Genomic DNA, 16,113 nt, shown 5'->3' with positions numbered 1-16,113 from the left:
CCGGGCTCGGCTGGCGAAGGGCTTGCTAAGGCGTATAAGCCGCAAGAGTCGCCCGGGGTGCCGGGCGACTGCGATCCACAGGGCCGTCAGCATACGGGAGCCGCTCTTGGCCACCATCATCCCCGTCGCATCCTTCGACTGTGTCGTGTTCGGCGCGACCGGCGACCTGACGACCCGCAAGCTCCTGCCGGCCCTGTTCTACCGCTTCCAGGACGGGCAGATCCCCGGCACCAGTCGGATCATCGGCGCCTCGCGCACCGACATCACCGCGGAGGAGTTCCGTGAGCGCGCCCGCGACGCGATCAAGCGCTTCGTGCCGCCCCAGGACATCCGCGAGGGCGCGCTCGACGCCTTCATCGACCATCTCGATTACGTGACGATCGACGGCGCGGGCGAGGAGGGCTGGGCCGAGCTCACCGCCAAGCTGAACGAGCGCCCCGATCAGGTGCGGCCCTACTATCTCGCCACCTCGCCCGACCTCTACGGCCCGATCTGCCGCAACCTCGCGAGCCACGGGCTGATCGGTGAGAAATCGCGCGTCGTGCTGGAGAAGCCGATCGGCAAGGACCTCAAGTCCGCCCGTGCCATCAACGACGCGGTGGGCGAGGTCTTCCCCGAGACGCAGATCTACCGGATCGACCACTATCTCGGGAAGGAGACCGTCCAGAACCTGCTGGCCCTGCGCTTCGCCAACACGATCTTCGAGCGGCTCTGGACCGCGGACGTGATCGACCACGTCCAGATCACGGTGGCCGAGACGGTCGGCGTCGAGGGGCGGGCCGGCTACTACGACCGGTCGGGCGCGCTGCGCGACATGCTGCAGAACCACCTGCTGCAGCTCCTCTGCCTCACCGCCATGGAGAGCCCGCTCAACCTCGACGCCAACGCGGTGCGCGACGAGAAGCTGAAGGTTCTGCGCGCCCTCAAGCCCATCACGCCGAACGACGTGCAGCAGGTCACCGTGCGCGGCCAGTACAGCGCGGGCGCGGTCGCGGGTAAACCGGTCGAGAGCTACGCCAACGAGCTGGAGGGCCCGAGCCGGACCGAGACCTTCGTCGCCATGAAGGTCGAGGTGCAGTCCTGGCGCTGGGCGGGCGTGCCGTTCTACCTGCGCACCGGCAAGCGCATGCCCCAGAAGCTCTCCGAGATCGTGGTGCAGTTCCGCGCCTCGCCCTTCTCGATCTTCCCCGAGGAGGCCTTCGGGCGCGAGCCGAACCGCCTCGTCATCCGGCTCCAGCCGGAGGAGGGCATGAAGCTCGAGGTGATGACGAAGGACCCCGGCCCCGGCGGCATGCGCTTGCGCCCGACCAACCTCGACATCTCCTTCGAGGAGACCTTCAAGCAGCGCTATCCGGACGCCTACGAGCGCCTGCTGATGGACGTGGTGCGCGGCAACGCCACCCTGTTCATGCGCCGCGACGAGGTCGAGGCCGCCTGGGCCTGGGCCGATGGCGTGCTGAAGGCTTGGTCCGACCGGCCGGAGGCGCCGCGGCCCTACCCGGCCGGCACCTGGGGGCCGACGTCCGCCATCGCGCTGATCGAGCGCGATGGCCGCACCTGGCACGAGGAACTGCGATGAGACGCCTCGCACTCGGATTGCTGCTGGCGACGAGCCCCGCCGCCGCGCAGCCGCGCCCGGACGTGACCGCGATGACCTGCGCCGAGGCCGGGGCGCTTGTCGCCCGCGCCGGCGCGGTCGTCGTGACGACCGGACCCGCCACCTACACCCGCGTGGTGCGCGACGTGAGCTTCTGCGTGATCGAGAAATCCACCGAGCCGGATTTCGAGCGCACGCGCGACGTGCCGAACTGCTTCGTCGGCTATCGCTGCGTCGATCCCTTCTCCGAGGGCCGCGACGGGCCCTGAGGCGAACGGCCAAGCTGCCGGAATCCCGCCCGGTCCGCTCCTTGTTGCGGACATGCCACCTCGGGATTCTGCCCGGACGAGACCCCGTCAGGGGCCGAGAGGGTCCGGGGCAGCCATGTCCGAGTTCGACGCCATCCGCCTGCAACTGTCGGTCGCAGCGGCGCTGCAGGCAATCGCCACCGTCCGCGCCGAGCGCGAGGCGCCCGCCACCCACGCCGCACGCCGGCATCTCGGCGAGATCCACGGCGCGACCCGCCTGCGCAAGCGACTGGAGCGCGAGCGGCGGATCGGCTGAGCCCTCCCTCAGGCCGGCGCGTCCCAGGTCTCGCTGATCCGGCGTCCGTCCTTCTCCAAGTAAGCCCGCAGGATCACGTCGCCGGGCGGCAGCGGGGCAGGAGGGCGCCACTCCACGTAGATGCGCCAGCCGCCGGTCTGCGGCACGGGCGCGGCCACGGGCTCCACCACCGCGCCCGCGCTCGCCGTGACCACCGCGCGCACGCTCTCGTCGTGGTCCCTCGGCAGGTTCGGCCCCTCGAAATCGATCGCGTAGAGCCGCCGCTGCGGGCTCGGCGGTTCGGTCGGGCGCAGCCGCTCGGCGGAGCCGACCCGGGTGGACACCACGCGCGCGAGGTCGCCCGGCAAAGCCTCGGTCGGCTCGGTCCCGACAGTCGTCAGGCGGTAGGCGAGGCGCAGCGGTTTGCCGGCTTCCAAGGGCGCGGCCGGCACGAAGGCCGCCACGATGTTGTCCATGTACTCCTCGCGCGAGGGGATCTCGAAGAGCTGGACCGCCCCGTCCGCGAAGGCGCCGGGCCGCGGTGATGCGCCAGCGGCGACCATCTCGGGCCGTTTCTCCTCCGCCAGCGGCTCGACCCAGTGCCCGGGACGGGCCTCGTGCCGGGCCTCGACGTCGAGATAAGCGGCAAAATTCCGCTCGCGCTGCAGCAGCCCGAAGCCCCGCAGCGGTGCAGCCCGGAAGGCGGAGATCTGCGGGGCCGGCCGCCCGTTCACAAGGGGCCGCCAGAGGCGGTCCGCTTCGGTCATGACCACCAGCCCGTCCGAATCGTGCACTTCGGGACGGAAATCGTCGAACGCTTGCGCGTTGCGGGCGCCCGGCCCACTCTCCCCGTGCAGGAACATGCTGGTCAGCGGCGCGAGCCCGGCCTTGTCGAGCCGGCGGCGCGGGTGCAGCGAGGCGGTCACCGTCATGCGGGATGGGTCGCCCGGCGCGATCTCGAACCGGTAGGCGCCGGCCACGCTCGGCGAATCGAGCAGCGACAGCACCGTGAGGGTGCGCGCCTCCGCGTCCGGCTCGCAGATCCAGTGGGCGACGAAATCCGGGAACTCCTCGCCCTCCGGCGCGCCCGTGCCGATGGCGAGCCCGCGGGCGGAGAGCCCGTATTCCTGCCCGTCCCCGCGCAGCCGGAAGTACGAGGCGCCGAGGAAGACCAGGAACTCCTCCTGGAAGCCGGGCGGCCGGTTCTTCGGAGCGTCCGAGAAGGCGTAGTGCAGGCGAAAGCCCGCGAAGCCGAGATCGGGCGCGAAGCTCTGGCCCGCCAGATCCTTGCCGAGATCGAACAGGCGCTGGTCGTAGGCCACGGGGCGCGGGGCGCCGCTCCGCGGCTGGACGAAGAGCCGCACACGCTTCTTCTGCAGGAAGCCGCGGTGGAAGAGCTGCGCGCTGAAGTTCCGGCCGAGGCGCAGCGCCTCGGCCGGCCGGAAGACGATGCGGCGGTAACCGTCGTAGCTCAGCGCCGCCAACGCGGGCGGCAGATCCTCCGCCGGAGCGGCGTAGGGGGCGGCCGCGAGACGTTGCGCCTCGGCCACGACGCCCTCGAACGTCATCGGGACGGCCTCGGTCCCGGGATTCCCGGCCGTAGCACCCTCCTGTGCCATCGTTCTGGCGGCATTCAGGTCGATGGCGCTAGGAAAGATCGCGCCGGCAGCAGCGGTCGCGGCCGTCCGAAGAACGGAGCGGCGGGAGGGGGAACGTGAATCGTCCGGCAGCGGCCTGTCCCGCCGCTCCGGCCCCAGCCCTTCGCCACCCTCGACGGCGTCCTCGCTCATCACGTTCTCCACGGTCCCCGATGGCGGCCGTGCCGCCCTCTCGTCCGAGTCTCACCCGCCATGCTCACCACTCCGTCGCCGCATGAGACACCCGACGCCACCTGGCACGCGTCCGTCGGCGCGGGCGACCTCCGTGCGGACCGCCCGCTCGCGGCCACGGAAGCGTGGCAGGTGGAGTCCGGAACCCCGGGCGGCAAGGACCCGCTGGATGATAAGGCCCCGCTGAATGGTAAGAGGCGGGCATCCTCCGTCCTGCTGCGCCGCCGCCTCGCGCTGGCGCTGCCATCGCTCGCCACGGGCGCGGCCATCGCGGCGCTGGCCGCCGCCGCTTATCCGGCGACGGACTGGCTCGGCGCCCTCGTGCTCGGCCTGTTCTGCGTGCTGATGGCGTGGCAGTCCTTCACCGCCTGGCAGTACCTCTACGGCCTGATCGCGACCGGCTTCGGGGATCGCGCCAAGTCGACGCTGGAGCTGCGCTCGGAGGGGCCGGTGCCCGCCCCGAGCGGGCGCAGCCGCACGGCGGCCGTTGTGGCGATCCACGCCGAGGACGCGGTCGCGGTCTTCGCAGCCCTGCGGGTCATGGCCCGCTCGCTGGCCCGCGCGGGCGCCGAGGACATCGACCTCTTCGTTCTGTCGGACACCCGCGACGGCGCGATCGCGGCGGTGGAGGAGCACGAATTCGCCCGCATCCAGGCCTGGCGCGAGAGCGCCGGCCCCGGCCTGCCGCTGGTGCGCTACCGCCGCCGCACCGAGAACAAGGGCCGCAAGGCCGGCAATATCGGCGAGTTCTGCAAGACCTACGGCCACGAGTACGATTTCATGATCGTGCTCGACGCCGACAGCCTGATGACCGGCGCCGCCATGCGTCGCCTCGTCGGGCTGATGGAGGAGAACCCCCGCGTCGGCCTGATCCAGACCGTCTCCTACGCGGCCGGCCGTGACACGCTCTTCGCCCGCGTGCAGCAATTCGCCGTGCGGCTCTACGCGCCGCTGGCGCTGCGCTGCCTGGAGACCTGGCAGGGGCCGGACGGCAGCTACTGGGGCCACAACGCCATCCTGCGGATCGAGGCCTTCGCGAACAACGCCGCGCTGCCGGTGCTGCCCGGCAAGGCCCCGCTCGGCGGCGAGATCCTCTGCCACGACATCGTCGAGGGCGCGCTCCTGCGCCGGGCCGGCTGGGAGGTCCGCCTCGTGCCCGAGATGGGCGGCACCTGGGAGGAGATGCCGACGAACCTCGTTGACCTGCTCGGGCGCGAGCGCCGCTGGTGCCAGGGCAACCTGCAGCACCTCTCGGTCCTGCCCTGGAAGGGCCTCCGCGCGGCGAGCCGCTGGCATCTGGCGGTCGGCATCCTCTCCTACGTGATGCTGCCGCTCTGGATCACCTTCCTGGGGCTCGGCACCTGGCAGGCGGCCCGCACCGGCGATCTCGGCCTGATCGGCTACGGGCTGACCGGCACGGGCGCGGCCGCCCACGCGCTGGCGCTCCTCACCGTCGCGGTCCTGGCCCTGCCGAAGCTACTGAGCCTCGGCCACGTGCTCGCTTCCCCCGAGCGCCGCGCCGCCTTCGGCGGCACCCGCAGACTGCTCGCCAGCGCCGCGCTCGAGCAGTTGGTCTGGGTGGTGCTCTGGCCGGTGATGACCCTGTTCACCGCGGGCGCCGTGGTCTCGACCTTCTTCGGCCGGGTGGTGCGCTGGGACGCGCAGGTGCGCGACGACCGCCGCGTGCCGTGGAGCGAGGCGTTCCGCCTCCAGGCCGACGCGGTGGTGGTCGGTGCGGCCCTTGCGCTGGGCCTCCTGCTCGCGGGCGATTTCGTCCTCGCCCTCTGGATGGCGCCGCTCGCCTTCGCGCTGATCACCAGCCCGGCCCAGAGCGTGCTGACGAGCAGCGCCGAACTCGGCCGCCTGTCCCGCCTGCGCGGCCTGTTTCTCACCGCCGACGACACCGAACAGGCGCCGGAACTCGCCGAGCTGCATCAGAGCCGGATGCCGCCGGCCCCGGTCAAGCCGAGCCACCGCGAGCCACAGCCCGCCGTCCTGCTCGCGGCCGACGAGGCCTGAGGTCATGGGATCCCCAAGGGCCCTTTCGGCGCCTAAAGGCGCTGCAGGCGGGGTCCCGAGGCAGAACACCGGGGTGGCGGAGCCACATCCTTGGCGTGGCCAAGCACTTGGCGGCGCCAAGCAGCAAGGTTCCACCCTGCACCCGCCAACGGTCTCGGACCTTTGGATTCCGAGACTTTGGCTCGCTATTTCCCCTCCAGCACCTGGATCGGGTTCGTCCGCTCGCTCGGCGCCGGCTCCTGGGTGAGCGTGCTGGTGCCCTGCTTGCGCTCCTGAGGGGCCTGGCCCTTCGCCGAGCCGGGGCCGCCCACCGCGGTGGTGTTCGCACCGCTCTGGGTCGGCACGGTGCCGCTCGCGAGTTCGAGGCAGGTCACCATCTCGACGTAGGAGGGGTAGCCGCCCGCCTGGAACTGGCTCTGGCACTGCTTCTTCGCGGCTGCGCTGTAGTCGTTCCAGCGGCGCTCGGCCTCCTTCTTGGCCTCGCGCTCCGAGCGCAGGCAGCCGTTGCGGCTCTCCTCCTCGGTGGCGCTGGAGCCGATATCGACGCGGCCGGCGCTGTTGCAGGTCTTCTCGATGTCGAGGTTCGGCACCGCGTCGGCGCGGGCGGCGCCCGGAAGGGAGCCGAGGAGTGCCAGGAGGGCGGCGCCCGTCAGGGCGGGGCGGATCGGTTTCATGGTGACGAACTCCGGCACGGGGAGCCCGGACGGAAGCCGGGCGCGTCTTGCCGGCACAACGCTCAAGGCGCCTCTTCGTCGCCGCGGCAGCCGGAATTTCCGCCTTCCGCTCTGGCGCGGGTCTGGCGCGGGCGTCGTGCCCTGCCGCACTCCGGGCAACACTTCGTCACCGCCGGGTCGACCGGACGACAAACGCCGTCGCTACCTTGCCGATCGACGCGCCACAGCGCGCCGCAGAACCGGAGGTTACCTCGATGAAGAACTTGCTCGCCGCCGTCCTCGCCACCGCGCTGCTGGCCGGAACAGGACACCCGGCCCTGGCCATCGACGGGCACGGCAACGCCGCAAATCCCGAGCGGGCCGTCCCGAACACGGGCAGCGTATCGGGCGGTCCGGCCCACCGGGACGATCCGCGGGTTCGCGAGGCCACGGAGTTCACGAAGGACGGCAAGCCCCTCCACCATGCCGGGGACGGCCACGTGCACGGGCACGACCACGGCGGCCCGCGCAGGTAGGGCCCGTTCCGGCTAGCTGCCCCGGCAGCGAGCCTTGATGGCTGCGGCGAACTCGCGCTCCGAGCCCTGGACCTGGGCGAGCCGCTCGTTGCGCTCGGAGCCCGATAGGCAGCGCCCGTAGACGCTGGCAACGCGCCGCATCGTGTCGACATGGCGGCGCCAGACCCGGCAGTTCTTGGCCTCGTCTCCGTCCGCCTGCTCCAGCTGGTCGATCGCCTGGCGCTGCATCGACTGAGCGACCAGCACGTCGCGCGGGCAGGTGCCGTCGGCCGCGCTCTGCGCGCGCGCGCCGGCCGGGATCAGGACGAGCGCCAGCGTGGCGAGAAGGCGGGACAGGCTCATGCCGCCTGGGGGGCCGGGGTGTGGGTGAGCAGGGCGTAGAGCGCGCTGGCGTCGCGCGCGGCGCGGATGCGCTCCAGGATGCCGGGCTCGCGCAGGACGCGAGCGACCTGTGCCAGCGCCTTTAGGTGGTCGGCGCCTGCCCCCTCGGGAGCGAGCAGCAGGAAAGCGATGTCGACCGGCTGGCCGTCGAGCGACTCGAAATCCACGGGCTTGTCGAGCCGGGCCACGAGGCCGAACAGGCGGTCGAAGCCCGGCAGCTTGCCGTGCGGAATCGCGACACCGTCGCCGATGCCGGTCGAGCCGAGCCGCTCGCGCTGGAGCAGGGTCTCGAACACCTCGCGCTCGTCGAGGCCCGGCAGGCGGCGGACCGCCTGCGCGCTCAGCTCCTGCAGAACCTGCTTCTTGGCGCGGGCGCGCAGAGCCGGGACCACGGAATCCGGATCGAGGAATTCCAGGATTGGCATGGGAGGACCGTTGCCCCTCTGGCCGGAGGATCCCGCAGGATCCCGGGGCCGTCACCTGGGGCCGGTCTGGCCGGCCCCCTCACGTCTCAATCACCGGCCCGATCGGCAGTTCCGGTTTCGTACCGGCGCCTCAGGCAGCCTCGGGCGGATCGACCCAGCCGATCGCGCCGTCGCTGCGCCGATATACGACGTTGATGCGGCCGGTGCCAGCGTGGACGAAGACGATGACCGGAGCGCCCGTGAGATCGAGGGCGGTGACCGCCTCGCTGACCGAGTGGCGCTGGAGCGTCCGGGTGCTCTCGGCGACGATCGGGGGGTGCTCGGCCCCCTCGTCCTCCGGCGCCTCCTCGGGCTCCTCGTCCTCGGGCGCCGCGAAGACTGCGTAGGCCGCCTCGACGGCGCCGTTGGTCTCGGCTGCCGCGTGGTCCTTCAGGCGGTGCTTGTAGCGGCGCAGGCGCTTCTCCAGCCGGTCGGCCGTCTGCTCGAAGCTCGCGCGCGGGTCGTGGGCGGCGCTGGTCGCCTCCAGCGTCAGGCCCGAGACGAGGTGGATGACGCAGTCCGTGCGGTAGGCGGCGCCGTCGCGGCGGAGGGTGACGTGGCCCGTGCAGGTGCCGCTCATGTGGCTGTCGAGGTACTTCGAAAGCGTCGCCGCCATCCGATCCTCGACGCGCCCGCGCAGTGCTTCCCCGAGGTCCAGGCCGTGGCCAGTGACGCGCAACGCCCCCATGTTTCCTCCGCTCAGAAATGGTTTGGCAGGAGAGTTAAGGAGCCGGCTCGCAGGAAGTCAACGGAGGCGCGGACCACACCGGAGTGGAGGCACCGCAGAGGCGCCTCAGCGTAACGCGACCGCCCCAACGGGGACGCCCCCATGCCCGTAGCGGGCCCGGCGGCGCTCGATCGAGGAGGGAATCCGCAGCGATTCCCGGTATTTGGCGACCGTGCGGCGGGCGATGTCGACGCCCTCGCTCCGCAGCTTCTGCACCAGCGCGTCGTCGGACAGCACGTCGTTCGGGGTCTCGCCGTCGACGAGCTGCTTGATCCGGTGACGCACGGCCTCCGAGGAATGGGCCGCCGCGCCCGCCGCGCCCGGGATCGCCGCGGTGAAGAAGTACTTCATCTCCAGCGTGCCCCGGCTCGTGCCGATCGCCTTGTTGGAGGTGACGCGCGAGACGGTCGACTCGTGCATGCCGATCGCCTCGGCCACCGTCTTCAGGTTCAGCGGGCGCAGGTGCGAGACGCCGTGCAGGAAGAAGCCGTCCTGCTGGCGCACGATCTCGGTGGCGACCTTCAGGATGGTGCGGGCGCGCTGCTCCAGGCTGCGGGTGAGCCAGTTCGCGGTCTGCAGGCATTCGGAGAGGAAGGCCTTGTCGGTGTCGTTCGCGGCCCCCCGCACCACGCGGGCGTAGTAGCTCTGGTTCACCAGCACCCGCGGCAGGGTCTCACCGTTGAGCTCGACCAGCCAGGAGCCGTCGGGAGCGGCGCGCACGAACACGTCCGGGATCAGCACCTCGACGGCGCTCGCGCCAAAGGCGCGGCCGGGCTTCGGGTCGAGGCGGCGGATCTCGGCCAGCATCTCGACCAGATCCTCGTCGTCGACCCCGCAGAGGCGGCGCAGGGCCGCGAAGTCGCGCTTGGCCACGAGGTCGAGGCGCGAGACCAGCGCCTGCATGGCCGGATCGAAGCGGTCCTGCTCGCGCAGCTGGATCGCGAGGCACTCGGCGAGGTCGCGGGCGCCGACGCCTGAGGGCTCGAAGCCCTGGATCAGCCGGAGGATGCCCGCCACCCGGTCGAGGGTGGCACCCAGGCGCTCGGCCACGGTCTCGATCGACTCGCGCAGGTAGCCGGCATCGTCGATCCCGTCGATCAGGAAGCCGCCGATCAGGCGATCGACCGGATCGCGGGTCGCGAGTTCGAGCTGCCCGGAGAGATGCTCGCGCAGCGAGGTCTCGGCGGTCAGGCTCGCCTCGAAGTCCGGCGCCTCGGCATCGAAGCTGCCGCCGGTGCTGCCGTAGGGGGCGGGGGTGAGCGCCAGCATGTCACCGGCCTGCCCCTCGGCCCGGGCCTCGGCCGGCGCGTCGTCCGGGAAGACGTTCTCCAGCCGGGTCTCGAAGCCGGCCTCGATCTCCCCCCGGGCCGGATCCAGCTCGGGCGCCGACCACGCCTCCTCAGAGCCCTCGAAGGGTTCCGCTGCCGGCTCGGCGCTCTCCGCGCCCTCCGCCGGTCCGGTCTCGACGCGCTCCAGCAGCGGGTTGCGCTCCAGCTCGGTCTCGACATAGGCGGCCAGGTCGAGCTGCGAGAACTGGAGCAGCTTGATCGCCTGCAGGAGCTGTGGCGTCATCACCAGGGCTTGGCCCTGGCGCATCTCCAGCCGTTGCAGCAGACTCATGCGACGCCCTGCCTGTTCGAGAAGACAGCCCAGCCCCGGGCTCGCGCCGTTTCGGCACGATTTTTGCTTCTGGCTTTTGTTACGTCTAACGCCTTCCGGCTCGCGCGTCAAAGCGCGCAATTGGTTTTTCCCTCTACGGCGGCGCCGAGCAGAGTACGTGCTGAACTACTCCAGCATCGCTTTAAGGAAGGGTTGCGCGCAATGCGTCGCGCGTCCGGAGGCGCCAGAACGCGGGCCGCCGTGTCATTGGCGTGCGACGGACAGGCGTCCGGAACCGCCTAGAGGCGGAAATCCTCGCCGAGATAGAGGCGGCGCGCGTCCGGGTTCGCCACGATCTCAGCGGGCGTGCCCTCGGTGAGGATGCGGCCCGAATGGGCGATGTAGGCCCGGTCGATCAGGCCCAGGGTCTCGCGCACGTTGTGGTCGGTGATGAGCACGCCGAGGCCGCGCTGCTTCAGATGTTTCACCAGATCCTGGATGTCGCCCACCGCGATCGGGTCGATGCCCGCGAAGGGCTCGTCGAGCAGCATGAAGGTCGGCGAGGAGGCGAGCGCACGGGCGATCTCGCAGCGCCGACGCTCGCCGCCCGAGAGGGCGATCGAGGGCGACTTGCGCAGGCGCGCGATGTCGAACTCCTCCAGCAGGGATTCGAGCTTGCGCTCGCGCTCCTTGCGGTCGGGCTCGGCCACCTCCAGCACGGCGCGGATGTTGTCCTCGACCGAGAGACCGCGGAAGATCGAGGCCTCCTGCGGCAGATAGCCGATGCCGAGCCGTGCCCGCTGATACATCGGCAGCTGGGTGATCGGCAGCCCGTCCAGGGTGATGTGGCCGCGATCCGCGGTCACCAGCCCGGTGATCATGTAGAAGATCGTGGTCTTGCCGGCGCCGTTGGGACCGAGCAGGCCCACGGCCTCGCCGGTGCGCACGGTGAGCCCCGCCTCGTGCACCACGGTGCGGGCGCCGTAGCTCTTGCGCAGGCCGCGCACGCTGAGGATGCCGGGGCCGCCCTCGGCCGCTTCGGCCAGCGCCTCGGGGGCGGGCGCCCGGCCGAACAGCCGCCCGAGCAGGGAGGGCCGCCGCGCGGTCGGCGGCACGGCGCCGGGATCCGGCCCCGGACCGGGATCGAACGACACGGCCGCGCTCAATTGGCCTGGGCCCGCGCCCTGGTCGCATCCGGCTCGCCCGCCTTCGGGCCGGGCTTGGCGACGGCCGGCTGCGCACAACCCTTCGGCGCGCCGCCCTTCGCCTCGGCCTTCTCCCCCGGCACGAACATGGCCGAGACGCGCCCGCCCGCGACCGGGTCCATGTTCGCCCGGCCGGTGTTCATGTCGTAGACGAGGCGCGAGCCGCGGGTGACGTTCTGGCACTGGCTCAGCACGACGTTGCCGGTGAGCACGATGCGCTTGGCGGCCTGATCGAACACCGCGCTGTCGCCGGTGGCGACCTGATCCTTCTGGACTACCGTCACCGGCCCGGCGCACTCGACCTTCTGGATGCCGTTCTCGGGCGTCGCGCGGGCCTCGCCCTCGGCGGGCTTCTCGGCGGCCTTGTCCTTCGGGGCGTCCTTCTCCCTGCCGCGCTTGTAGTGCACGGTCATGGTCGAGCAGCGGATGGTGCTGTCGCCCTGCACCGCCACCACGTTGCCGGCGAAGACCGCCTTGTTCTCCCGGTCGAACACGTCGAGCCGGTCGGCATCGATCTTGATCGGCTCCTTGCCGCTGCCGCCGAAGCCGCCGAGAGGCGAGGCCGCCTCCTTCTGAGCCACGGCCGGACCCGCGAGCAGCATCGCCGCGAGGAGGGCGAGAGGAAGGTGTTTCAGAGGAAGGCGTCTCATGGCCGGCTGTCCTGCGGCCCGGCCGCCGAGGTCATCAACCGCAGGGTATCGCCGTCCAGCGTGGGACCGGGCGCGTCGGCGGGCCGCCGCTGGACCGTCTTCTGGGCCTTGTCCTCGCCGTGGAATACGGTGCGGACGTTGCCGATGAAGGAGATGACGCGTCCGTTCTCCACCACGTCGAGGCTGTCGGCCTCGACGGAGCCGCTCGGTACCGTGACGGTCACCGGCTCCTTGGAGGCGACGCTGCCGGTCTTGAAGTTCACCGAGGCCGATTTCAGGCGCGCCTCCTCGCCCTTGTCGGTCCAAATCCGAATGTCGCGGTTGAGGTCGAGCGATTCGCGGGCGGTGTCGAACAGGCCCGTCGCGGCCTCCAGGCGGGCGAGTCCGCCCTTGTCATCGGTGGCGATGTGGCCCCGCATGGCCTCGAGCTCGATCAGGCTGGGCTTGCGCATGTCCTGGAGGGCGGCCGCCGCCGTGACCTCGTAGCCGCGGTCGCCCTTGCGGAAACCCGAGAGGCGCGGGTTGTCCATCCGCACCTTGGTCCCCGAGAGCGTCACCGGACCGACGCTGACGTTCGGTACGGCGGCGCCGAAGGGATTGAGCACCAGGGCGGCGACCGTGATCACCGCGCCCGCCGCGACCACCGGGATCACCCGCCGGAGCGTGCGGACCTTGGCGCTGTGCCGATGGGCGCGGGCATGCGCGCGCGTGCGCCGGGCGTTGCCGCCGGCCCCGTTCGTCCCGATCGCGTCGACCACCTGCATGGACCTGTCCGTGCGGCGCGCCCGAAGTGCGCGGATGCGTGGAAGGGCTGCCCCCGTGAGCCCGCCGCCGGATGCGCCCGGGCGATGGCGAAGTTATGGCTCAACCGTTTCGGAAACTTCAACCATAGCGCGCGTTTGGCGGACAGCGCGGCAGAGTGCCGAGAGGCGGATCCGTGCCGGGATGTGCGCCCCGGCACGCGCACCCCCGCCCTCAGCTGTGCGCGAAGATGTCGGTCTCCGGCCAGCCGTCGAGGTCGAGCCGGGCGCGGATCGGCAGGAAAGCGAAGCAGGACGCGGCCAGATCGGTGCGGCCCTCGCGGGCGAGCATCTGGTCCAGGCGCGCGCGGGCGGCGTGCAGGTGCAGCACATCGGAGGCCGCGTAGTCGAGCTGGGCCTGGCTCAGAGTCTCGGCGCCCCAGTCCGAGGATTGCTGCTGCTTCGAGAGATCGACGCCCACGAGCTCGCGCACCACGTCCTTCAGCCCGTGCCGGTCGGTGTAGGTGCGGGCGAGCTTCGAGGCGATCTTGGTGCAGTAGACCGGTGCCGGCATCACGCCGAGACGGCGGTAGAGCACCGCGAGGTCGAAGCGGGCAAAGTGGAAGATCTTGAGAACCTGATTGTCGGCCAGAACCCGCTTCAGGTTCACCGGATCCGGGCCGTCGAGCGGGATCTGGACCACGTCCGCGCTACCGTCGCCGGTCGAGATCTGCACGACGCAAAGCCGGTCCCGGTGCGGGTTGAGGCCCAGCGTCTCGGTGTCGATGGCGATGGCCGCGCCCGGCGCGTAGCCCTCGGGCAGGTCGCCCCGGTGGAGGCGGACAGTGGGGCTCGGCATCGGCTCGGGTCTTCGGCGTCAGGGATATGGGCAGGCGGGATTATTTTGCCGGTATCACCCGCGATGCGGACGGACAAGGGAGACGTCACCGCAGCAGAAGACCGGATCCGGTTTTCGCCACCCTGGGCCTCACGGATGAAGCGCGACCTTGTCCCGGACGCCCGGAACGGAGTGGAAGGTGATCCGGGAAAGGGCGCGATGCAGGTCGGGCACCGCGCCCTCGGGATCGGTTCAGATCGCCGCAGCCGGATCCGAATCGGCCTCGTCGTCCCGCGGCCGCTCGCGACGGCGCTCGCGGCGCTCCAGCACGGCGCGGCCGAGCGCGCGCAGCGGGGCGGTGAGCCGGCGCACGTCCTCGGCCCGCTCCATGAAGCGCTCGCCGTTGCGAATCTCGCGGTCGAGGCGCGCCATCGTGCGGGCGAGAGCCGGGTCGTCGTCCTCAAGCCAGGTCTCGGTCACGCGGGCGAAGGCGATGACCACGCCCTGCAGCTTCACCCGGCCGAGCGGCCCCTCGGTGTCGATGCCGGCCGCGGCCAGCATGTAGCGGTGCGAGTTCAGCATCACGCCGTTCAGCGCCAGCATGGTGAGCGGGTCGCCACGCAGCGCGTAGGCGATCCGGCGCAGCGCCGGCTTGTAGGGCGTCATCGCGTCGAGGCGGCGCATCAGTACGTCGAACAGGCGCTCGCGCGTCGGCTCGTCGGCGAGGTCGGCGTTGTCATCGGCCAGTACCTTGCGGTCGATGATGCGGGTGAGGCCACCCAGAACGGCGCCCTTCGAGGGGTAGAGTTCGCGCAGTTCGGCCAGCGTCAGCCCCGCCTCGCGAGCGATGTCGCCGATCTCGATGTCGTTCCAGGGTTGCTCGGCGGCGAGCCGCATCAGCGCCTCGACCGCGGCCTCGCGTGGGGGCAGCTTCGGCGTCTCGGGTGCGGCCTCCGCCCCGCTGCGGGTGCCGGCTTTCTGGGCGGTCTTGCGGGTCTTGGATCCCGGGTTGGCCGCGTTCGGGCCGTCACCTGCGCTCTCGCTCATCGCGTGATCCGCTCCTCGTCTCCGTCGGTTCCCCCGATCTAGGTGGCGCCGGCCCGGTTTGCGAGCGGAGAGCGGCGCTTCAGCGCGCCGTCTCGGCCGCCACGGTCTTCAGGATGGGCGCGGCGGGCACGCTGTGCTCCCAGAAGCGACCGGTGCGGCCCTTCTCGTAGCCGGCATTGTAGAGCGCCCGCATGTAGCCCGTGTCGAAGCCCCGCGCCGTCGTGGTATTCGGTGCGGCCTCGTCGATGTAGGTGAGGTTGAAGCCGATCCCGTTCGTCTTGGCGAAGGCGTAGGTCGCCGTCAGCGTGGCGCGGCTGCGGGCGCGGCTCGCCGTGGTGAAGGAGCGCTCGACGATCGCAAGCGTGTTGTTCCGCGTCACGTCGAATTCGGGCTCGAGCCGCCCGTTGATCACCACGTAGATGTCGGCCTTGCCGGCCCTGTGCAGGCGGCCCTCCTGCACCAGCAGAGACTGGGGCAGCGTGAAGACGGGTGTCACCACCGAGCCGTCCACGTGCAGCTCTTGGAAGCCGGCGGTTCCGGCCTGCACGTCGATGAGCTGAGGCGGGAACACCGCCGGGATGCTGGCAGAGGCGGTCAGCACGTCGCGGAATAGATCGACGGCGTTCGGGGCGCCGCTCGCGGCGATCGCGCCCATGTTCCAGATCACGGCGCGCTGCGAATCGAGGTTGGCCGTGACCACCAGCAGGCGCCGTCCCTTGGCGTGCTCCTCGGCCACCGCGCGGAGCAGGTCCGCATTGACGTAGCGGCCGATCAGGTTGCGCAGGCGCCCGTCTCCGAAGAGGCCGGAGCCGAACAGCACGTTGGTGATGTTGGGCGACTGCACCAGCGTCTCGGCGACGCCGCTGGTGTAGAACTCAGTGAGATAGGGGTCGTAGGCCGGGCCCAGGAAGGCGAAGGGCGCGATCAGCGCGCCCGTGCTCACGCCCGAGACCATGTTGAATTCCGGCCGCGTGCCCGAGGCCGTCCAGCCGTTGAGCACGCCCGCCCCGTAGGCGCCGTCGCCGCCGCCGCCCGACAGGGCGAGATAGCTGAAGCTGCGGCTCTTCGCCTTCGGTGCGGCGAGTGCCGTGAAGGTCTCCACCGCGGCATCCGAGTAGACCCGGGCGTCCGGGATGTTCGGCACGCTCGCGACCGCGGCCTGCGAGGCCGTGTAGGCGGTCCGCGGCAGCGAGGAGCAGGCGGCGACTTGGCCAGCGACCCCGAAGGCGAGGAGGCAGCGGAAGACTGTGAATCGGCGCGTCATGACCCTTGTCCTGAGACCCGC

17 protein-coding genes are annotated in these 16,113 nt (G+C 71.2%); 5 read left to right on the top strand and 12 right to left on the bottom strand.

Going from position 1 to position 16,113, the window contains the following annotated elements; all coding sequences use genetic code 11:
- The first annotated feature begins 106 nt into the window (after window positions 1-106).
- From zwf to DK427_RS03510, 3 genes are all read left to right on the top strand, one after another.
- Window positions 107-1,579 carry a glucose-6-phosphate dehydrogenase gene (gene zwf, locus DK427_RS03520; protein WP_109950056.1) on the top strand — a complete coding sequence of 491 codons (1,473 nt, stop codon included), beginning with the start codon at window positions 107-109 and terminating at the stop codon, window positions 1,577-1,579.
- The gene (locus DK427_RS03515) at window positions 1,576-1,866 is read left to right on the top strand and encodes a hypothetical protein (protein WP_109950055.1); all 291 of its coding nucleotides are present in this window, start codon (window positions 1,576-1,578) and stop codon (window positions 1,864-1,866) included. The genes zwf and DK427_RS03515 overlap by 4 nt, the downstream gene beginning before the upstream one ends.
- Before the next feature lie 115 nt (window positions 1,867-1,981).
- Window positions 1,982-2,161 (top strand): hypothetical protein, encoded by a 180-nt coding sequence (locus DK427_RS03510; protein WP_109950054.1) that lies wholly within the window; start codon window positions 1,982-1,984, stop codon window positions 2,159-2,161.
- 8 nt (window positions 2,162-2,169) lie between these two features.
- Here the strand turns inward: DK427_RS03510 and DK427_RS03505 are convergent, their stop codons facing one another.
- A complete protein-coding gene (locus tag DK427_RS03505) occupies window positions 2,170-3,708 on the bottom strand; it encodes an OpgD/OpgG family glucan biosynthesis protein (protein WP_109950053.1) in 1,539 nt (512 codons plus the stop codon).
- A gap of 282 nt (window positions 3,709-3,990) precedes the next feature.
- Between DK427_RS03505 and mdoH the strand changes: the two genes are divergently transcribed.
- Window positions 3,991-5,988 (top strand): glucans biosynthesis glucosyltransferase MdoH, encoded by a 1,998-nt coding sequence (gene mdoH / locus DK427_RS03500; RefSeq protein ID WP_109950052.1) that lies wholly within the window; start codon window positions 3,991-3,993, stop codon window positions 5,986-5,988.
- A 185-nt stretch (window positions 5,989-6,173) separates the two neighbouring features.
- Here the strand turns inward: mdoH and DK427_RS03495 are convergent, their stop codons facing one another.
- On the bottom strand, window positions 6,174-6,662 hold the full coding sequence (locus DK427_RS03495; protein ID WP_109950051.1) for a hypothetical protein: 489 nt from the start codon (window positions 6,660-6,662) through the stop codon (window positions 6,174-6,176).
- Between the two features lie 254 nt (window positions 6,663-6,916).
- Here DK427_RS03495 and DK427_RS03490 point away from each other — a divergent pair, with 254 nt between their 5' ends.
- Window positions 6,917-7,177: a hypothetical protein gene (locus DK427_RS03490; RefSeq protein WP_109950050.1), complete on the top strand. Its 261-nt coding sequence runs from the start codon at window positions 6,917-6,919 to the stop codon at window positions 7,175-7,177.
- 12 nt (window positions 7,178-7,189) lie between these two features.
- Here the strand turns inward: DK427_RS03490 and DK427_RS03485 are convergent, their stop codons facing one another.
- The 10 genes from DK427_RS03485 to DK427_RS03440 all read right to left on the bottom strand — a co-directional run bounded on the left by DK427_RS03485 (window position 7,190) and on the right by DK427_RS03440 (window position 16,092).
- Entirely contained in the window at window positions 7,190-7,519 is a 330-nt protein-coding gene (locus DK427_RS03485) for a hypothetical protein (protein ID WP_109950049.1), read from the bottom strand.
- Window positions 7,516-7,983, bottom strand: a complete 468-nt coding sequence (gene ptsN / locus DK427_RS03480; RefSeq protein WP_109950048.1) for a PTS IIA-like nitrogen regulatory protein PtsN — start codon at window positions 7,981-7,983, stop codon at window positions 7,516-7,518. The genes DK427_RS03485 and ptsN overlap by 4 nt, the downstream gene beginning before the upstream one ends.
- Window positions 7,984-8,113: 130 nt before the next feature.
- Entirely contained in the window at window positions 8,114-8,710 is a 597-nt protein-coding gene (gene hpf / locus DK427_RS03475; protein WP_109950047.1) for a ribosome hibernation-promoting factor, HPF/YfiA family, read from the bottom strand.
- Window positions 8,711-8,815: 105 nt separating this feature from the next.
- Window positions 8,816-10,369, bottom strand: coding sequence for an RNA polymerase factor sigma-54 (gene rpoN / locus DK427_RS03470; protein WP_109950046.1), 1,554 nt, complete (start codon window positions 10,367-10,369; stop codon window positions 8,816-8,818).
- 278 nt (window positions 10,370-10,647) lie between these two features.
- Window positions 10,648-11,502 carry an LPS export ABC transporter ATP-binding protein gene (gene lptB, locus DK427_RS03465; protein WP_109953978.1) on the bottom strand — a complete coding sequence of 285 codons (855 nt, stop codon included), beginning with the start codon at window positions 11,500-11,502 and terminating at the stop codon, window positions 10,648-10,650.
- Window positions 11,503-11,510: 8 nt separating this feature from the next.
- Window positions 11,511-12,203: an LptA/OstA family protein gene (locus DK427_RS03460; RefSeq protein ID WP_109950045.1), complete on the bottom strand. Its 693-nt coding sequence runs from the start codon at window positions 12,201-12,203 to the stop codon at window positions 11,511-11,513.
- A complete protein-coding gene (gene lptC / locus DK427_RS03455; RefSeq protein WP_109950044.1) occupies window positions 12,200-12,967 on the bottom strand; it encodes an LPS export ABC transporter periplasmic protein LptC in 768 nt (255 codons plus the stop codon). Before lptC ends, DK427_RS03460 begins: the two co-directional genes overlap by 4 nt.
- A 211-nt stretch (window positions 12,968-13,178) precedes the next feature.
- Window positions 13,179-13,802, bottom strand: a complete 624-nt coding sequence (locus tag DK427_RS03450) for a ribonuclease D (protein ID WP_109950043.1) — start codon at window positions 13,800-13,802, stop codon at window positions 13,179-13,181.
- A gap of 231 nt (window positions 13,803-14,033) precedes the next feature.
- On the bottom strand, window positions 14,034-14,828 hold the full coding sequence (locus DK427_RS03445) for a TetR/AcrR family transcriptional regulator (protein ID WP_245930786.1): 795 nt from the start codon (window positions 14,826-14,828) through the stop codon (window positions 14,034-14,036).
- 79 nt (window positions 14,829-14,907) lie between these two features.
- Window positions 14,908-16,092: a patatin-like phospholipase family protein gene (locus tag DK427_RS03440; protein ID WP_109950042.1), complete on the bottom strand. Its 1,185-nt coding sequence runs from the start codon at window positions 16,090-16,092 to the stop codon at window positions 14,908-14,910.
- Between the last annotated feature and the right edge of the window lie 21 nt (window positions 16,093-16,113).

Source organism: Methylobacterium radiodurans, assembly GCF_003173735.1.
Taxonomy (GTDB): Bacteria; Pseudomonadota; Alphaproteobacteria; order Rhizobiales; family Beijerinckiaceae; genus Methylobacterium; species Methylobacterium radiodurans.
The sequence above is the reverse complement of the archived record's forward strand: the minus strand, read 5'-3'. Positions and strand labels throughout refer to the sequence as shown.